This is a genomic window from Ruegeria sp. AG1 (assembly GCF_056541705.1).
The window spans coordinates 126,649-142,881 of record NZ_JBQFYU010000001.1 but is presented as its reverse complement, the minus strand read 5'-3'; the positions used below and the strand labels follow the sequence as shown (position 1 = coordinate 142,881).

Here is a 16,233-nt window from a genome sequence, read left to right as displayed (position 1 = left end):
GAAATGAAGATCAGAGTGAAGCGCGGCGGCTTACTCGATGATCCCCATGATGTCGCTTTCTTTCATCATCAGCAGCTCTTCGCCGTCGACCTGAACCTCGGTGCCCGACCATTTGCCGAACAGGATCTTGTCGCCAGCTTTGACCGCCATTGCGATCAGCTCGCCGCTGTCCTTGCGTGCGCCTTCGCCGGTTGCGACGACTTCGCCTTCGCTGGGCTTTTCTTTTGCGCTATCAGGAATGATCAGGCCGCCTGCGGTTTTCTCTTCGCTTTCTGTACGGCGAACCAGCACACGGTCATGAAGCGGTTTCAATGCCATCTTTGCAGCTCCTTGGGCTCAAAGTTTATCTATCCTCCCCTCGCCGACTGGCGAGGCGTTAGCACTCAAGGGTAGAGAGTGATAACGACGCATAGCTAGGGGGTGCAAATCCCCGAGTCAACAAGCTGTGATGGATTTTTTTCGACCCAGACCCTCAATCAGGCTGGTCCCAACTATAGGCCCAGTGCTTCAAGCCCTCCTGCCCCGCATCCGTCAGGGCATAAACACCTTTTTCAACCTTGTCGAACCAGCCGTAGTGATTGGTGCGCATCAGCCGAGTGGCCTCGGCTACGCCTGTCGACTTCGCGACCTCGGCCCCTTTGCAGGCGCCATGTTCGGCGAGATGGGCCGCGCATTTCAAAGCATCCTGACGATAGGCGGTGACAATGCCGTGCCGCGTTGCGCCGCCAGAGTTCGGGTCGCCTTGCAGCCGATCAAACTCGCGCTGCATCCGGCCCGCTTTGGCCTTGTTCTTGCGCGGGGCATAGGGGCCGGGATCGCACTGCACCTGAACCACTCCGTCCGCGCGCACGGTGATCAGGCCCAAGCCCAACCTGCGGCAGAGCGCCAGATTGTCCCGCAACGCTCGACGCGCAGTGCGTCCGGTTGGCTTGCTGACCCCCAGATAGACCTGATCCGTGATCCTCAGCCGCGCGACGGCCTGATGGAACAAAGCCAGCGAAAAGCGCAGCTTCAACTCGACAATCACCGGCTCAGATCCGTCGCGCACCGCCATGATGTCGGCTGCGCCAACCTCACCTTTCACGGTATAACCCTGCTTCTCGAACAATGCCTTGATCGGGGGATAAAGATCCTGCTCGCGCTCCATGGCCCAATGCTATGCGTTTCGTGTCGAAATACCAGATGGGTCGCCTTGAATATGCTGCATTTGGATGCCTAAATCTTATGTCGTCTGTTTGACCATTCGAGGAAGGACCGCCTATGCGCCTGATGGCCCTTATTGGACTATTGCTTCTGCCCATGACGGCACATGCCGCCTGCGAAGGTCACGACCTGCGACCCTTGATGTCGGAAGAGGATCAGGCCGCCCTGCAGCAATCCCTTGCCTCGGTCCCCTACCCCGAGGGCAATCACTGGATCGCCACTAAGGGCGACACGACCCTGCACCTGATCGGAACACTGCACACCAACGATGCACGGATGGGGCCGGTCGTCGAACGGCTGACACCCATCGTAGCCCAAGCAGACGCGATCTATTTCGAGGTCACCGAGGCCAAAATGGAAGCGTTCGAGCAAGGCCTGGCCAACGACCTGAGCCCCGTGATGATCACCGAGGGCCCCACCCTGATCGACCTGATGAGCGCCGAGGACTGGGCGGCCCTTTCGACTTCTTTGGCCGAGCGCGGCATTCCCAGCTGGATGGCGGCCAAAATGCGGCCCTGGTTTCTGAGCATGATGCTAGGCATCCCGCCCTGTCTGATGCAGAACCCGGATTCGAACCATGGCATGGATGCCCGCCTGACAGATGTGGCCGAGGCACACGGAATCCCCCAACACTCGCTGGAGCGGATCGAAGACCTGATGGCGATGTTCGACACGCTTTCGCTGGAACAACAGGTCGACTCGCTGGTCCGCCTGTCCGGAGCGATGCAGGCCGATGCAAACCACCTCGCCACGATGGCCAATGCGTATCTCGAGGAGAAGCACGCGCAAATCCTACAGCTGGCCCGGATACAGGGGTTCGAGGCCTCGGGCCTGTCGCAAGAGGATTACGACGCCGAATGGGCGCAGTTCGAACAACAATTGCTGGTAGATCGCAATAACAGTTGGATGGACCATATCCTGCGGATTCAGGATCAGACGGCAGTCATCGCGGTAGGTGCCGGGCATCTCAGCCAGACATACGGCTTGCTCTCGCTTCTGGAAAAGGAAGGCTACACGCTGACGCGCGCGCCGTTCTGATTTCTCGGCATGTCAGACCAACAGTCGCAGCGGCTCGCAAGCGGGTGACAAGCTATGTCATGCGCCCTATAAGGCGCGCAAATTTCCAATCCGCAGGACGCTGACATGACAACCCTAGTATTTGGTCACAAATCTCCCGACACCGATTCCACCGGCTCTCCGATCCTGTGGTCGTGGTATCTGAACGAAGTTAAAGGCGAGAAGGCTGAACCCGTGCTGCTGGGCGAGCCTAACACCGAAGCCGCCTTCATGCTGCAGCGCTGGGACCTGCCCAAGCCACGCATCATTGAAGATGTGGACGCGGACGCTCCGGTTGTTATCGTCGACACCAACAACCCGGCCGAACTGCCCGCAAGCGTCAACAGCGCTGACATCCGCGCCATCATTGACCACCACAAACTGGTTGGCGGTCTGGAAACCAAGGGCCCGATCGATATCACCGTGCGCCCTCTGGCCTGTACTGCGACCATCATGGTCGACCTGATGGGTGACGACGCCGCCAAGATGCCTGAAGCCATCAAAGGCGCAGCGCTGACTTGCATCCTGTCCGATACGCTGGAATTCCGCTCGCCCACCACCACCGCGCATGACCGCGAAGTGGCCGAGAAACTGGCCGCAGAACTGGGTCTGGATGTCTCGGCCTATGCGGCGGACATGTTCGCGGCAAAATCGGATGTGTCCTCGTTCTCGGATGCCGAACTGATCCGCATGGACAGCAAGGAATACGAAGTTGACGGCACCAAGTTCCGTGTATCGGTTCTGGAAACCACTGCTCCGGGCGTTGTTCTGGACCGCAAGGGCAGCTTGGCCGCGTCGATGGTTGACGTAGCAAAAGAAGACGGCGTCGATCAGGTGCTGCTTTTCGTCGTCGACATCCTGAACGAAGAAGCCACCCTGCTGGTCCCAAATGAATTGGTCAAAACCGTTGCCGAGAAAAGCTTCGGTGCATCGGTCGTCGGCGACGCTGTGGTCCTGCCCGGCATCATGAGCCGAAAAAAGCAGATCATCCCGAACCTCAAGGTCTGAGACCTCACCCCAAGGCGCCCCAAGCGGGCGCCTTTTTTCTTTATGCGAGGCTCTGCCTCGCGCTCCGGGATATTTTTGGCCAAGTGAAGTGCGGATCCCCTGCTTCTTCTGTTCCAAAATACCTCGTGGGAGTCGCGGCTTGCCGCGGCGGGGGCAGCGTCCCCTCTGGCAAAACCTGCCAAGCTCTGCCATAGGCTTTGCTGTCCGCAGACCATGCCAAAGGGAATCCCATGACCCAGATCATCTCCGCCCTCCACGAGATCTCCGATCGCTACAAAGTGCTTTTCGTCGACCTTTGGGGCTGTGTTCACAATGGGATCACTGCCTATCCAGAAGCCGTTGCCGCGCTGCAGACCTACCGCTCGAAAGGCGGTTTCGTTGTTCTGGTGACAAACTCTCCGAAGCCGCGCGCGGGCGTCGCCGCGCAACTTTCGCAGTTCAACGTCCCCGCTGACGCCTATGACACCATCGCAACAAGCGGCGACTCTGCACGTTCAGCCATGTTCCGCGGAACGGTCGGAGAAAAGGTTTACTTCATGGGCGAATGGGAACGCGATGCGGGGTTTTTTGAGCCGCTGAAGCTGTTGGAGCATCCTGTTCATATCGAGCGCGTCCCTCTGGATCAGGCCGAGGGGATCGTCTGCTGCGGGCCGTTTGATACGATGGCGGATCCCGACGTCAATCGCCCGGACTTCCTCTATGCCAAGCAAAAAGGCATGAAGCTGCTATGTGCGAACCCTGACATCGTGGTCGATCGAGGCGAAGTACGGGAATGGTGCGCGGGCGCTTTGGCGAAGCTCTATACCGAGATGGGTGGCGAGAGCCTGTATTTCGGCAAACCCCATCCTCCGATCTATGATCTGGCGCGTCGGCGTGTGCAGGAAATGGATGTTGACGTCTCGGACAGCGACATTTTGGCTATCGGTGACGGCCCGCATACCGACATTCTGGGCGGCATGGGAGAGGGAATCGATACGCTCTTTATCTCAGGCGGGTTGGCCGCGGCCGAGACGAAAACGTCGCACCACCCCCACGCAGAATCCCTAAGCGATTATATAGAAAGGGAAAAGATCAACCCAACCTATACAATCGGGCGTTTGCGTTAGTCATTTTTCACTTGATTTTCTGCAGTTGCGAAGTAATAAAGTTGCCAACGGATAGCCGATGGTAGACTTTTATTACTCGGCAGATATCAAGTGAGGGCACCATGTTGGACAATCTTCCACGCGGAACGATCTGTATTGAAGACATCGAGATGGGCATGTCCCGCCACCTGCGCAAAGTGGTGACGGATGAAGATATCGAGATGTTCGCGCAGGTCTCGACCGACCGTAACCCTGTGCATCTGGACGATGACTACGCCCGCGATACGATCTTTGAAGGCCGCATTGCGCATGGGATGCTGACGGCCGGGTTGATCTCGGCCGTGATTGGCGAGCAATTGCCCGGTCATGGGACGGTCTACATGGGTCAGTCGCTGAAGTTCCTAGCCCCGGTGCGTCCCGGCGATATGGTCTATGCCGAGGTCAAGGTGATCGACATTGATTTTGCCAAACGCCGCGTGAAGCTGGACTGTCACTGCGCGGTCGATGGCAAGAAGGTTCTGGTCGGTGAAGCCATGGTCCTTGCCCCATCGCGCAAGTTCGACTGAGCTAGTAGACACGCACCCCTGCCACAGAGGGGTTTAATCCCTGCAGCAATGACCAGCGCGCTGCAATGGTCATTGCTGAACCGAACGACACACTGCCACTCACCATCCGAGCGGGTCGAATTGTCCGAAATTCTCGAAGGTCACGCTTGAACATACTGTTGATGAACAGTACCCAAAGCGCATGCAGATCATCCGGGACTTCCAGTATATCGAGCCAGAAGATCGCGGCGCCAGCGTGGCGATCGGGAACTTTGATGGCGTCCATGTCGGCCATCAGTCGGTTATCGAATTGGCGCGAAATGCGGCTCCGAATGCGCCTCTGGGCGTGCTGACGTTTGAACCGCATCCGCGTGAGTATTTTGCACCCGATGCGCCTCCATTTCGATTGATGCGCGGGAACGCGCGGGCACACCGGCTTGAGAAGCTGGGTGTGCAAAAGCTTTACGAACTGCCCTTCAATGCCGCTTTGGCCGGGCTGACCCCCGAGGAATTCGCGCGCAATGTGATCTGCGACGGTTTGGGCTTGTCTCATATCGTTGTGGGTGCCGATTTCTGCTTTGGCAAAGGGCGGGTTGGAACGGCGCAGGATATGGCGCGCTTTGGCGAGCAAATGGGGTTCGGTGTGACCATCGCCCCTTTGATGGAGCGTTCCAAGAACGTCGTCTCTTCGACCGCGATCCGAACCGCGCTCAGCGAAGGCCGCCCCGGCGATGCGGCGACCATGCTGGGCCATTGGCACCGCATCGAAGGTGAGGTCATTGGCGGCGAGCAGCGCGGGCGCGGGCTGGGCTTTCCCACCGCAAACATGTCTATCGAGGGTTTGCACCCACCAAAGTTCGGCGTCTATGCCGTTCTGGTGGATGTGCTGGACGGCCCAAACAAGGGCTCCTACCAAGGCGCAGCGTCGATTGGCGTGCGACCCATGTTCAATGGTGAGGTCCCCAATATCGAGACCTTCCTGTTTGATTTCTCCGGCGATCTATACGGTGCAACCCTCTCGGTTGGGTTGGTCGAGTTCCTGCGCCCTGAAATGAAGTTCGATGGTCTGGACGGGCTGATCGTCCAGATGGATGCCGATTGCGCGAAATCACGCGACGTTCTGGCCGCGCGATGAGCGTGGATCCGATCAACCGCGCGGGCCTGCCCCCGCGCTTTTGGGAACGCAAACCCCTGCGCAAGATGAACCAGCGCGAGTGGGAGGCGCTTTGCGATGGGTGCGGCAAGTGCTGTCTGAACAAGTTGGAAGACGAAGACACTGGCGAGGTCGCGCTGACCTGTGTTGCCTGCCGTCTTTTGGACGATGAAAGCTGCCGTTGCACCCAGTATGACATCCGGCACCAGTTCGTGCCCGAATGCATCGTCATGACGCCGGACAACATCGACTCGCACGCCTACTGGTTGCCCCAAACCTGCGCCTATCGTTTGCTGTGGGAGGGTAAGCCTCTCTATGATTGGCACCCCTTGCTGACTGGTACAGCTGACTCTGTTCATGCCGCCGGTGTCTCGGTTCAGGGGCGTACCGTGTCCGAGTTCGAGACCCCCATGGAAGAGTGGGAAGACTATATCATTGAGGAGCCGACCTGATGTATTTTGCCTCTGACAATTCCGGGCCTGTCCATCCGCAGGTATTGGCAAAACTGGCCGAGGCCAATCAGGGCTATCAGATGGCCTATGGGGCTGACACGCTGATGAATGAGGTCCGGGACCGCCTTCGCAGCATTTTCGAAGCCCCCGGCGCGGCGGTTTATCTGGTGGCGACCGGAACGTCGGCGAATTCACTGGCACTGGCAACCCTCTCCAACCCGTGGGAGACGATCTTCTGCTCTCCGGTCGCGCATATCCACGAGGATGAATGCAATGCGCCGGAATTCTACAGCGGCGCCAAGCTGACCCTAGTGCCGGGCACGGACAAGATGACCCCCGAGGCGCTGCGCCGGACGATTTCCGTTGAAGAAACGCGTGGTGTTCATGGACCTCAACGCGGGCCTGTTTCCATCACACAAGTGACCGAGCGCGGGTCGGTTTATTCGCTGGAAGAATTGCAAGCGCTCTGCGCCGTAGCGAAAGAGTATGACCTGCCGTTGCATCTGGACGGGGCGCGGTTCACGAATGCTCTTGTCGCGTTAGGATGTTCACCGGCCGAGATGACATGGAAGGCCGGCGTGGACGCGGTCAGCTTTGGCGGGACCAAGAACGGGTTGATGGGCGTCGAGGCGGTGATCTTCTTCGACGAATCCAAAGCATGGGAATTCGAGCTGCGCCGCAAACGCGGGGCGCATTTGTTCTCGAAACACCGGTATCTGTCCGCCCAGATGGCGGCTTATCTGGAGGACGATCTGTGGCTGACATCGGCGCGCCGGGCGAACGCGAACTGTGCCCGTTTGGCAGAGGGTCTACGCGCCAAAGGAGCCGATTTCCTGCATGAGCCACAGGCCAACATGATCTTCGCCTCCTTCCCGCGCGCCAAGCACCGCCAGCTTCACGCGGCGGGCGCGGTCTATCACCTGTGGGGAGCGCAGTTGGAAGGCGAAGATGAGGCAGAACCTCTGCCCTGCCGTCTGGTCTGCGACTGGTCGATCAGCCATGAACAGATCGACCAGTTTTTATCCCATCTGTAGGCTCAGCCTTTCAACTCGGCCAAATGTTGGTCAAGGTCATCCAGACTGTCCTGCCCCCAGAACCGCTGACCATCCGGCGTGATGTAGAAGGGCGCGCCGAAAGCCCCGCTCTCCACGGCCTCTTCCAGATTGGCGGCGTAAGTCTCGGCCCCCACAAGCAGGCCGCTATCGGCCAGATCGGCATCGAACCCGGCTTGCGTCAGGCAATCACGGATCACGTCGTCCTGCGCAACGTCTTTCTCTTCAGCCCAACAGGCCCGCAGCAGGGATTGGCATAGTTTACCCACATCCCCCGATCCATCTTTGGCTGCCGCAATCACAGCGTAAGAGGACGGAGCCATATTGGTCGGCCAATGCGCCGGTTTCAGGTTGAACGGTACGCCTAACTTTTTCGCGACCCGCACCAGATTCTGTGCGCGGTATTCAATGCGGGAAATATGCCGGTCTTTTGGTGGCGTGCCGCCTGTGCGCCCGAACAGCGCCATGATGTCCAGCGGTTTGTAATTGATCGTCGCGCCGTGCTTGGCTGCGATCTCCTCCAGCCGTGTGCCCGCCAGATAGGTATAGGGTGAAATTGTCGCAAAATAGTAGTCAATCTGGGTCATCTGCACTTTCTCCGCTGCGTTGTCTTTGCGGAACGGTAAGGCCATGCTAAGCGGTGTCAACATCACGAATCTGTCACATTGCCAACGCTGCCCGGGGACTCCAGCCGATGCCGACACTCCACGAACCCAAGCTGATTGCTGGGAACGCTAACCTTCCGCTTGCCGAAACCATTTCACGCCGAATGAGCCTGTATCGCGGCGTTGATCAGGGTTTGGTCGATGCCCGCGTCGAGCGCTTCAACGACGGCGAGATCTTCGTCGAGGTATTCGAGAACGTGCGCGGCGAGGATATGTTCATCATCCAGCCGACCTCGAACCCGGCGAATGACAACCTGATGGAGCTGCTGATCATCGCCGACGCGTTGCGCCGTTCGTCCGCGCAGCGCATCACCGCCGTGATCCCTTACTTTGGCTACGCCCGTCAGGACCGCCGTACCAAGGCGCGCACACCGATCTCGGCCAAGCTGGTCGCCAACATGCTGACCGGCGCAGGGATCGAGCGGGTTCTGACCATGGACCTGCACGCGGCCCAGATTCAGGGCTTTTTCGACATCCCGGTAGACAACCTTTATGCCTCGCCAATCTTTGCATTGGATGTGAAAAACCAGTTCAAAGACAATATGGACGAGATCATGGTGGTCTCACCCGATGTAGGCGGTGTGGCCCGCGCGCGCGAACTGGCCAAGCGGATCGAAGCCCCCCTGTCGATCGTCGACAAACGCCGCGAAAAGGCCGGTGAAGTGGCCGAGATGACCGTCATCGGCGATGTCAAAGACAAGATCTGCCTGATCGTTGACGACATGTGCGACACCGCCGGCACCCTGTGCAAAGCAGCGCAGGTGTTGCTGGATAACGGCGCGAAAGAGGTCCACTCCTACATCACCCATGGCGTCATGAGCGGCCCCGCGGTTGAGCGTGTGACGAATTCGGTGATGAAATCTCTGGTTTTGACCGACACGATCCAGCCGACTGATGCGATCCTGAAAGCCAAGAATATCCGCATCGTGCCGACCGCACCGATCTTTACCCAGGCTATCCTGAACATCTGGAACGGCACCAGCGTCTCGTCCCTGTTCGAGGACAAGACACTGACCCCGATCTACGAATCCATGTACCAGATGGACTAATCTGACAGGGCGGCTTGCGATAGCCGCCCTTTTCTTTTCAGCAGCGGCGGATTAGGACGCCCCTGCCCTATCTCTACCACCATACAGCGGGACAGCGTTCTCATGACTGAAACCAAACGCGTCGTTCTTTCCAGCGACCACGCCGCCATCGACCTGCGCCAGACCCTTGCCGCACATATCGCCCAAGCCGGGTGGGAGGTCGTCGATATCGGCCCCACCACGCCTGAAAGCACGCACTACCCACTGCACGGCAAGGCTGCGGCCGAACGCGTTGCCTCGGGCGATTGCAATCTGGGTATTCTGCTGTGTGGCACGGGTCAGGGGATCATGATGGCCGCAAACAAGGTTTCAGGTATCCGTTGTGGCGTTTGCTCGGACACGTTTTCGGCCCGGATGATCCGCCAGCACAATAACGCCAACATGCTGTCGATCGGCGCACGGGTCATTGGCGAAGGTCAGGCGCTCGACATCGTGGATGCGTTTCTGGCGGCTGAGTTCGAAGGCGGCCGCCACGCAACACGCGTGGACATGATCGAAGACTGACCAAAGCACTGGCCCGCATGGGCTGCGGGCCATGGCACCGGCCTTAGGAGATATCCCAATCATCCTCATGGGCAACTTCACCAATAGCCGTCCATGAGGCGCGGATACGCGCGATCTTCGTGTCGGACCATGTTCGAAACACAGCCGTGAACCCTTCGGCCGTGATCTCTTCGGCCTGCACCTCGGCGCGCAGAGCCGAGGAAGTATCCACATCCCACAAAGACACTCCGATCTGGATCAACGGAGCTGACCGGAACGACTGGCTGAATTTCACCGGGGAACGACGCTCACGCGGGCCGTTGCCTGTCCACATGTCGCCGCCGTTGGAAAAGTCTGAGAACAGAACCGTCTCGCCTTGGTCAATACCTATAGGATGGGTGCGAAAAGTCTTCATATTATTATGTCTTTAACTCGTAATTACCGGAACTTATTCCACAGTTATCTCACAATCACGACAAAAAAACGGCCCCGCAAAAGCGAGGCCGTTCAATTCTTCTGCAGGTGAACCTGTTACAGGCTCATATGCGTTCCAAGGGCTTCCATATCGGCCAGCAACTTGGCGGCTTCGTCGACGATGGACTGATCATCACCTTCCTTGGCCGCATCATGCGAGGCACGCGCGTCAGCGATCAGGTCATCGAGATGCGACCGGGTCACTTCGGCAACCGGAATGGCCTTTTCGGCCAGAACCGACAGGCCATCACCGTTGATCTGAGCAAACCCACCAGTCACCAGATATTCGCTGGTGCCTTCGGGTGCGTCGACCTTCAGGATGCCCGGGCGCAGCGTTGTGATCGTGGGGGCATGATCGGGCATCGCCGTCATGTCCCCGTCCGCGCCGGGTAGCTGGACCGCGGTGGCCGCGAGCGAAGCAAGGCTTCGCTCGGGGCTGACGAGGTCGAATTGCATTGTGTTTGCCATCAGGGATACTCCTTAGGCGGCTTCTGCGGCCATCTTCTCCGCTTTGGCGATCACTTCGTCGATGCCGCCAACCATCAGGAAGGCCGCTTCGGGCAGGTGATCGTATTCGCCAGCCACAACAGCTTTGAACGATGCGATGGTCACGTCCAAAGGAACCTGAACGCCGGGCGAACCGGTGAAGACTTCGGCAACGTCGAACGGCTGCGACAGGAAGCGCTCGATCTTACGGGCACGGGCAACGGTCAGTTTGTCTTCTTCCGACAGTTCGTCCATGCCGAGGATGGCGATGATGTCCTGCAGCGACTTGTAGCGCTGGAGGATCTGCTGAACGTCGGTCGCAACCGCGTAGTGCTCTTCACCAACGATGGCCGGGTCCAGCAGACGCGACGACGAGTCGAGCGGGTCAACAGCCGGGTAGATACCCTTTTCCGAGATCGCACGGTTAAGAACGGTGGTCGCATCCAAGTGAGCAAACGAGGTGGCCGGCGCGGGGTCGGTCAAGTCGTCCGCAGGCACGTAGATCGCCTGCACCGAGGTGATCGAGCCCGACTTGGTCGAGGTGATGCGTTCCTGCAGGGCGCCCATGTCGGTCGCCAGTGTCGGCTGGTAACCCACCGCCGAAGGAATACGACCCAGCAGAGCCGAAACCTCGGAGCCCGCCTGCGTGAAGCGGAAGATGTTGTCGACGAAGAACAGAACGTCGGTACCGGACTGGTCGCGGAACTGCTCGGCCAGGGTCAGACCTGTCAGAGCAACACGTGCACGCGCACCCGGAGGTTCGTTCATCTGACCGTAAACCAGCGCAACCTGCGATTCCGACAGGTTGTCCGGCTTAATAACGTTCGATTCGATCATCTCGTGGTACAGGTCGTTCCCTTCACGGGTCCGTTCACCAACACCCGCGAACACCGAGAAGCCCGAGTGCACTTTTGCGATGTTGTTGATCAATTCCATGATCAGAACGGTTTTACCAACGCCGGCGCCGCCGAACAGGCCGATTTTACCGCCCTTGGCGTAGGGGGCCAGCAGGTCAACAACCTTGATGCCGGTCACCAGGATTTCCGACTCGGTCGACTGTTCGTCGAACTCAGGTGCGGGCTGGTGGATCGCGCGGGCTTCAGTTGCTTCAACCGGGCCTTTTTCGTCGATCGGCTCGCCGACAACGTTCAGGATGCGGCCCAGAGTTGCGTTACCAACCGGAACCGAGATTGGTGCGCCAGTGTCGGTTACAACTTCGCCACGGACCAGACCCTCGGTCGCGTCCATCGCGATGGTACGGACGGTGTTTTCACCCAGGTGCTGAGCAACTTCCAACACCAGGCGCTTGCCGTTGTTGGTGGTTTCCAGCGCGTTCAGAATTTCAGGCAACTGATCTTCGAACTGCACGTCGACGACGGCCCCGATGATCTGTGTGACTTTGCCTTTTGCATTCGCCATGTTTCGTCTCCGGTTTTCTTACAGCGCTTCGGCGCCGGAAATAATTTCAATCAGCTCGTTGGTGATCACGGCCTGACGCGAGCGGTTGAACTGGATCGTCAGCTTGTCGATCATCTCACCCGCGTTGCGTGTCGCGTTGTCCATCGCGGACATTCGCGCACCCTGTTCAGACGCTCCGTTTTCGAGCAGAGCCGAGAAGATCGCGGTCGCAACCCCCTTGGGCAGCAGGTCGGCCAGAATGGCCTCTTCGCTGGGCTCGTAGTCGAAGATTGCACCGCTGTCGTCACCTGCCGCTTCGTCTTCGAACGAGGCGGGGATAACCTGCTGTGCCGTCGGGATCTGGGTCACAACGTTGACGAACTTCGAGTAGAAGATCGTGGCAACATCGAACTCACCCGCATCGAAGCGAGACAGGACGTCCTTCGCGATGTCTTGCGCATTGGTATAGCCAATACGTTTGACTTCGCTCAGGTCGACATGACCTACGAACAAATCGCCCAGATCGCGCTTGAGCGCGTCGCGGCCTTTTTTGCCAACGGTCAGAACTTTGACCGTTTTGCCTTTGCCGCGCAGCTCTTCAGCTTTGGCGCGGGCCAGCTTGGCGATGTTCGCGTTGAAGCCGCCACATAGGCCGCGTTCAGCTGTCATCACAACCAGCAGATGGACATCATCACTGCCCGTACCACGGAGCAGCTTGGGGGCGCTGTCACTGCCCCCGACCGAAGCCGCCAGCCCCGCCATCACGGCATTGAACCGCTCGGCATAGGGGCGCGAGGCTTCAGCAGATTCCTGGGCGCGGCGCAGTTTTGCAGCCGCGACCATCTGCATGGCCTTGGTGATCTTGCGGGTCGATTTGACCGACTCGATCCTGTTTTTAAGGTCCTTCAGACTAGGCATCGGAACCTCCTCTTATGCGAAGGTCGCGGCAAATTCGTCGATCGCTGCCTTGATCTTGTCGGACGCTTCACCTTTGATCTTCGGATCTTCGTCGGTGAGCCATGTCAGCAGGTCAGCGTGCTTACCGCGCAGGTGCGCCAGCAGACCGGCCTCATAGCGGCCAACATCCGATACGTCGATTTTGTCGAGGTAACCGTTGGTCCCTGCGAAGATGACGCAGACGATTTCCGCGTTGGTCAGCGGCGAGTACTGCGGCTGTTTCATCAGCTCGGTCAGACGGGCACCACGGTTCAGCAGCTGCTGAGTTGCGGCGTCGAGGTCCGAACCAAACTGCGCAAACGCAGCCATTTCGCGGTACTGAGCCAGTTCCAGTTTAACCGGACCAGCGACCGATTTCATCGCATTGGTCTGAGCCGAGGAGCCCACACGCGAAACCGACAGACCGGTGTTCACAGCAGGACGGATACCTTGGTAGAACAGTTCGGTTTCAAGGAAGATCTGACCGTCGGTGATCGAAATCACGTTGGTCGGAATAAACGCCGAAACGTCACCACCCTGAGTTTCGATAACCGGCAAAGCGGTTAGCGAGCCTGCACCGAAATCTTCGTTCAGCTTCGCCGAACGCTCCAGCAGGCGGGAGTGGAGGTAGAAAACGTCACCCGGATACGCTTCACGGCCCGGCGGGCGGCGCAGCAGCAGGGACATCTGACGATAGGACACAGCCTGCTTGGACAGGTCATCATAGATGATCAGCGCGTGGCGGCCATTGTCGCGGAAGTACTCGGCCATCGCAGTCGCAGCGTAGGGCGCCAGGAACTGCATCGGCGCCGGGTCGGACGCGGTCGCAGCAACAACGATCGAATATTCAATCGCGCCGGACTCTTCCAGTTTCTTCACCAGCTGAGCAACGGTCGAACGCTTCTGACCAACCGCAACGTAAACGCAGTACAGTTTCTTCGACTCGTCGTCGCCTGCTGCGTCGTTATAAACTTTCTGGTTCAGGATGGTGTCAAGAGCAACGGCGGTTTTACCGGTCTGACGGTCACCAATGATCAGTTCACGCTGCCCACGGCCGATCGGGATCATCGCGTCGACCGATTTCAGGCCTGTCGCCATCGGCTCGTGAACCGATTTACGCGGGATGATGCCGGGGGCTTTAACGTCTGCAACGCCACGCTTGGTTGCGTTGATCGGGCCTTTGCCGTCCAGCGGGTTTCCCAGACCGTCAACAACACGGCCCAGCAGCTCGTCACCGATCGGAACGTCCACGATCGAATTGGTGCGCTTGACAGTGTCACCTTCTTTGATGTCACGGTCAGAACCGAAGATAACGACACCAACGTTGTCGCTTTCCAGGTTCAGGGCCATGCCCATGATGCCACCGGGGAATTCGACCATCTCACCGGCTTGCACGTTGTCCAGGCCGTATACACGGGCAATCCCGTCACCGACGCTCAGCACGCGGCCGATCTCGGCCACTTCGGCTTCCTGACCAAAATTCTTGATCTGGTCCTTCAGGATTGCAGAAATCTCTGCAGCTTGGATTCCCATTTATCCGACCTCTTTCATTGCATTCTGTAGGGAGTTCAGCTTCGAACGGATCGAGCTATCGATCATTTTCGAGCCCACTTTAACGACAAGACCGCCGATGAGGCTTTCATCCACGGTCGCATTGATAGTCACGGTCTTGCCCACACGCTCGGACAGCGTCTTGGACAGTTTTTCCATTTGCGTCTTGGTCAGCGCCTTGGCCGAGGCGACATCGGCGGTCACTTCGCCGCGCTCTTCGGCCAGCATGTCGCGCAGGACCTGCACCAGCTGCGGCACCACAAACAGGCGACGCTTCTGCGCCATCAGACCCAGCGTGTTGCGCAGGATGGCGTTCAGGCCCATCTTATCAGCAACAGCGGCAATGGCGTTTTCCTGTTCGGCGCGGGAAACCAGCGGAGATGCGATCAGGTCGCGCAGATCGGCGCTTTCGCCCAGTGCAGCTGCAAGATCATTGATGCCGGATTCCAGACCTGCAAGGTCTTTGTTCTCTTTTGCGATCTCGAAAATCGCGGTGGCATAGCGCTCGGCGATGCCTGTGGAAATCGAAGCTGGTTCGGACACGTCCACCCTTCCGATACTTAGGCCCCGAAAACCGCGCGCGCAGCCAACCCGGGGGCGTGAAGATACCCCGTCCTTGAAGGGCGGGGATCAAAATCACCGGGGATGTATCAGAGGTGCTTCCACCAAGCAATACGCGATAGCGGTAACTGAATTATCCACAAATCGTTAGTTTTCATAAGCTTAACCCAAGTGCGACCGTTTGGACCCCTCGGCGCAGTTGAAAAATGTTACTGATTTGCAGGTTTTTGCGATTCCTGTGACCTTTTTCCCGCATTTTTTCCCGATGACTGCGCGGAATCGTCACGCCGGCTTCAGCAAACCGTCCAGCGCTTTGATCGGACGTTTCACCTTGTCTTTGGTGACCGTACCGCTTGGCGGGCGGATCAGCTTGCTGACCTCAACCATCAGCACGCCTCCGGCCATTACGGTGGGAATGCGCTGGCCGGTTTTTTCGATCAGGCTACCCGATTTTAGCCAAAACCGCCGGAACGAGGGCGGAAGATACAGCGCGGAACAGTGGTTTTCAGGCACGAAATGATGGCTGCGAAGGAGGTTCTCGAGTTGCGTGGCCGAATATGGGTGACCAAATCCGAACGGTGTCCGGTCGGACCGCGACCACAGCCCCGCCCGGTTCGGCACTACAAAAAGGGCTCTGCCCCCCGGCCCCAACACGCGCCAGCATTCCTCAAGCACCTTGCTGGGCTGTTCCGAGGTCTCAAGCCCGTGCATCACCACCAGCTTGTCCACGTGGCCCGTCTCAATCGGCCAAAGCGTCTCTTCGGTCAGGACCGAGACATTGGGCATCCCGGCAGGCCAGGGCATCACCCCCTGAGGACCCGGCATCAATCCGACAACCCGCCGCGCGTCGGCGAGGTAGGGCCGCAGAAGAGGGACCGCAAAGCCAAATCCGGCCACCGTCTGGCCCTTCGCCTCGGGCCAGAGGTCGATCAGCCGACCACGAATCGCAGCCTGCGCCGCACGGCCCAGCGTGCTGCGATAGTAGAAATTCCTCAGATCCTGCACATCAAGATGCATTGCGGACACCCGGTCAATCG

Annotated in this window: 19 protein-coding genes; 9 read left to right on the top strand and 10 right to left on the bottom strand. The window is 58.7% G+C overall.

Annotated elements, in window-relative coordinates; genetic code table 11:
* Window positions 1-30: 30 nt before the first annotated feature.
* Both groES and ACR0B5_RS00650 read right to left on the bottom strand, forming a co-directional pair.
* The gene (groES, locus tag ACR0B5_RS00655) at window positions 31-318 is read right to left on the bottom strand and encodes a co-chaperone GroES (RefSeq protein WP_170352338.1); all 288 of its coding nucleotides are present in this window, start codon (window positions 316-318) and stop codon (window positions 31-33) included.
* A 154-nt stretch (window positions 319-472) separates the two neighbouring features.
* Window positions 473-1,147, bottom strand: coding sequence for a DUF2161 domain-containing phosphodiesterase (locus ACR0B5_RS00650; RefSeq protein WP_480537722.1), 675 nt, complete (start codon window positions 1,145-1,147; stop codon window positions 473-475).
* Between the two features lie 122 nt (window positions 1,148-1,269).
* Here ACR0B5_RS00650 and ACR0B5_RS00645 point away from each other — a divergent pair, with 122 nt between their 5' ends.
* The 7 genes from ACR0B5_RS00645 to ACR0B5_RS00615 all read left to right on the top strand — a co-directional run bounded on the left by ACR0B5_RS00645 (window position 1,270) and on the right by ACR0B5_RS00615 (window position 7,536).
* Window positions 1,270-2,241 (top strand): TraB/GumN family protein, encoded by a 972-nt coding sequence (locus ACR0B5_RS00645; RefSeq protein WP_480537720.1) that lies wholly within the window; start codon window positions 1,270-1,272, stop codon window positions 2,239-2,241.
* 105 nt (window positions 2,242-2,346) lie between these two features.
* Window positions 2,347-3,267: a manganese-dependent inorganic pyrophosphatase gene (locus ACR0B5_RS00640; RefSeq protein ID WP_480537718.1), complete on the top strand. Its 921-nt coding sequence runs from the start codon at window positions 2,347-2,349 to the stop codon at window positions 3,265-3,267.
* Window positions 3,268-3,497: 230 nt separating this feature from the next.
* The gene (locus ACR0B5_RS00635; protein ID WP_480537716.1) at window positions 3,498-4,373 is read left to right on the top strand and encodes a TIGR01459 family HAD-type hydrolase; all 876 of its coding nucleotides are present in this window, start codon (window positions 3,498-3,500) and stop codon (window positions 4,371-4,373) included.
* Between the two features lie 101 nt (window positions 4,374-4,474).
* Window positions 4,475-4,918, top strand: a complete 444-nt coding sequence (locus ACR0B5_RS00630) for a MaoC family dehydratase (protein WP_074736482.1) — start codon at window positions 4,475-4,477, stop codon at window positions 4,916-4,918.
* A gap of 181 nt (window positions 4,919-5,099) precedes the next feature.
* A complete protein-coding gene (locus ACR0B5_RS00625) occupies window positions 5,100-6,032 on the top strand; it encodes a bifunctional riboflavin kinase/FAD synthetase (protein ID WP_480537714.1) in 933 nt (310 codons plus the stop codon).
* Window positions 6,029-6,502, top strand: coding sequence for a YcgN family cysteine cluster protein (locus tag ACR0B5_RS00620; RefSeq protein ID WP_480537712.1), 474 nt, complete (start codon window positions 6,029-6,031; stop codon window positions 6,500-6,502). The genes ACR0B5_RS00625 and ACR0B5_RS00620 overlap by 4 nt, the downstream gene beginning before the upstream one ends.
* Entirely contained in the window at window positions 6,502-7,536 is a 1,035-nt protein-coding gene (locus tag ACR0B5_RS00615; protein WP_480537710.1) for a threonine aldolase family protein, read from the top strand. Before ACR0B5_RS00620 ends, ACR0B5_RS00615 begins: the two co-directional genes overlap by 1 nt.
* A 2-nt stretch (window positions 7,537-7,538) precedes the next feature.
* On the opposite strand, the gene ACR0B5_RS00610 is transcribed toward ACR0B5_RS00615, so the two are convergent.
* Window positions 7,539-8,141 (bottom strand): DsbA family protein, encoded by a 603-nt coding sequence (locus ACR0B5_RS00610; RefSeq protein ID WP_475217000.1) that lies wholly within the window; start codon window positions 8,139-8,141, stop codon window positions 7,539-7,541.
* Between the two features lie 107 nt (window positions 8,142-8,248).
* Here ACR0B5_RS00610 and ACR0B5_RS00605 point away from each other — a divergent pair, with 107 nt between their 5' ends.
* Entirely contained in the window at window positions 8,249-9,268 is a 1,020-nt protein-coding gene (locus tag ACR0B5_RS00605; RefSeq protein WP_170637503.1) for a ribose-phosphate pyrophosphokinase, read from the top strand.
* A 102-nt stretch (window positions 9,269-9,370) separates the two neighbouring features.
* Window positions 9,371-9,811 (top strand): ribose 5-phosphate isomerase B, encoded by a 441-nt coding sequence (gene rpiB / locus ACR0B5_RS00600; RefSeq protein WP_480537708.1) that lies wholly within the window; start codon window positions 9,371-9,373, stop codon window positions 9,809-9,811.
* A gap of 43 nt (window positions 9,812-9,854) precedes the next feature.
* Here rpiB and ACR0B5_RS00595 read toward each other — a convergent pair whose 3' ends face one another.
* From ACR0B5_RS00595 to ACR0B5_RS00565, 7 genes are all read right to left on the bottom strand, one after another.
* Window positions 9,855-10,205, bottom strand: a complete 351-nt coding sequence (locus ACR0B5_RS00595) for an H-type lectin domain-containing protein (RefSeq protein ID WP_170374626.1) — start codon at window positions 10,203-10,205, stop codon at window positions 9,855-9,857.
* 116 nt (window positions 10,206-10,321) lie between these two features.
* A complete protein-coding gene (locus tag ACR0B5_RS00590; RefSeq protein WP_170374624.1) occupies window positions 10,322-10,732 on the bottom strand; it encodes a F0F1 ATP synthase subunit epsilon in 411 nt (136 codons plus the stop codon).
* A gap of 12 nt (window positions 10,733-10,744) precedes the next feature.
* Window positions 10,745-12,169, bottom strand: a complete 1,425-nt coding sequence (gene atpD, locus ACR0B5_RS00585; RefSeq protein ID WP_170460468.1) for a F0F1 ATP synthase subunit beta — start codon at window positions 12,167-12,169, stop codon at window positions 10,745-10,747.
* 18 nt (window positions 12,170-12,187) lie between these two features.
* Window positions 12,188-13,066, bottom strand: coding sequence for a F0F1 ATP synthase subunit gamma (locus ACR0B5_RS00580; RefSeq protein ID WP_170374620.1), 879 nt, complete (start codon window positions 13,064-13,066; stop codon window positions 12,188-12,190).
* Between the two features lie 12 nt (window positions 13,067-13,078).
* The gene (gene atpA, locus ACR0B5_RS00575) at window positions 13,079-14,617 is read right to left on the bottom strand and encodes a F0F1 ATP synthase subunit alpha (RefSeq protein WP_170374618.1); all 1,539 of its coding nucleotides are present in this window, start codon (window positions 14,615-14,617) and stop codon (window positions 13,079-13,081) included.
* Window positions 14,618-15,178, bottom strand: coding sequence for a F0F1 ATP synthase subunit delta (locus ACR0B5_RS00570; protein WP_170374616.1), 561 nt, complete (start codon window positions 15,176-15,178; stop codon window positions 14,618-14,620).
* 300 nt (window positions 15,179-15,478) lie between these two features.
* Window positions 15,479-16,213 (bottom strand): methyltransferase domain-containing protein, encoded by a 735-nt coding sequence (locus ACR0B5_RS00565; RefSeq protein ID WP_170680344.1) that lies wholly within the window; start codon window positions 16,211-16,213, stop codon window positions 15,479-15,481.
* Window positions 16,214-16,233: the final 20 nt, after the last annotated feature.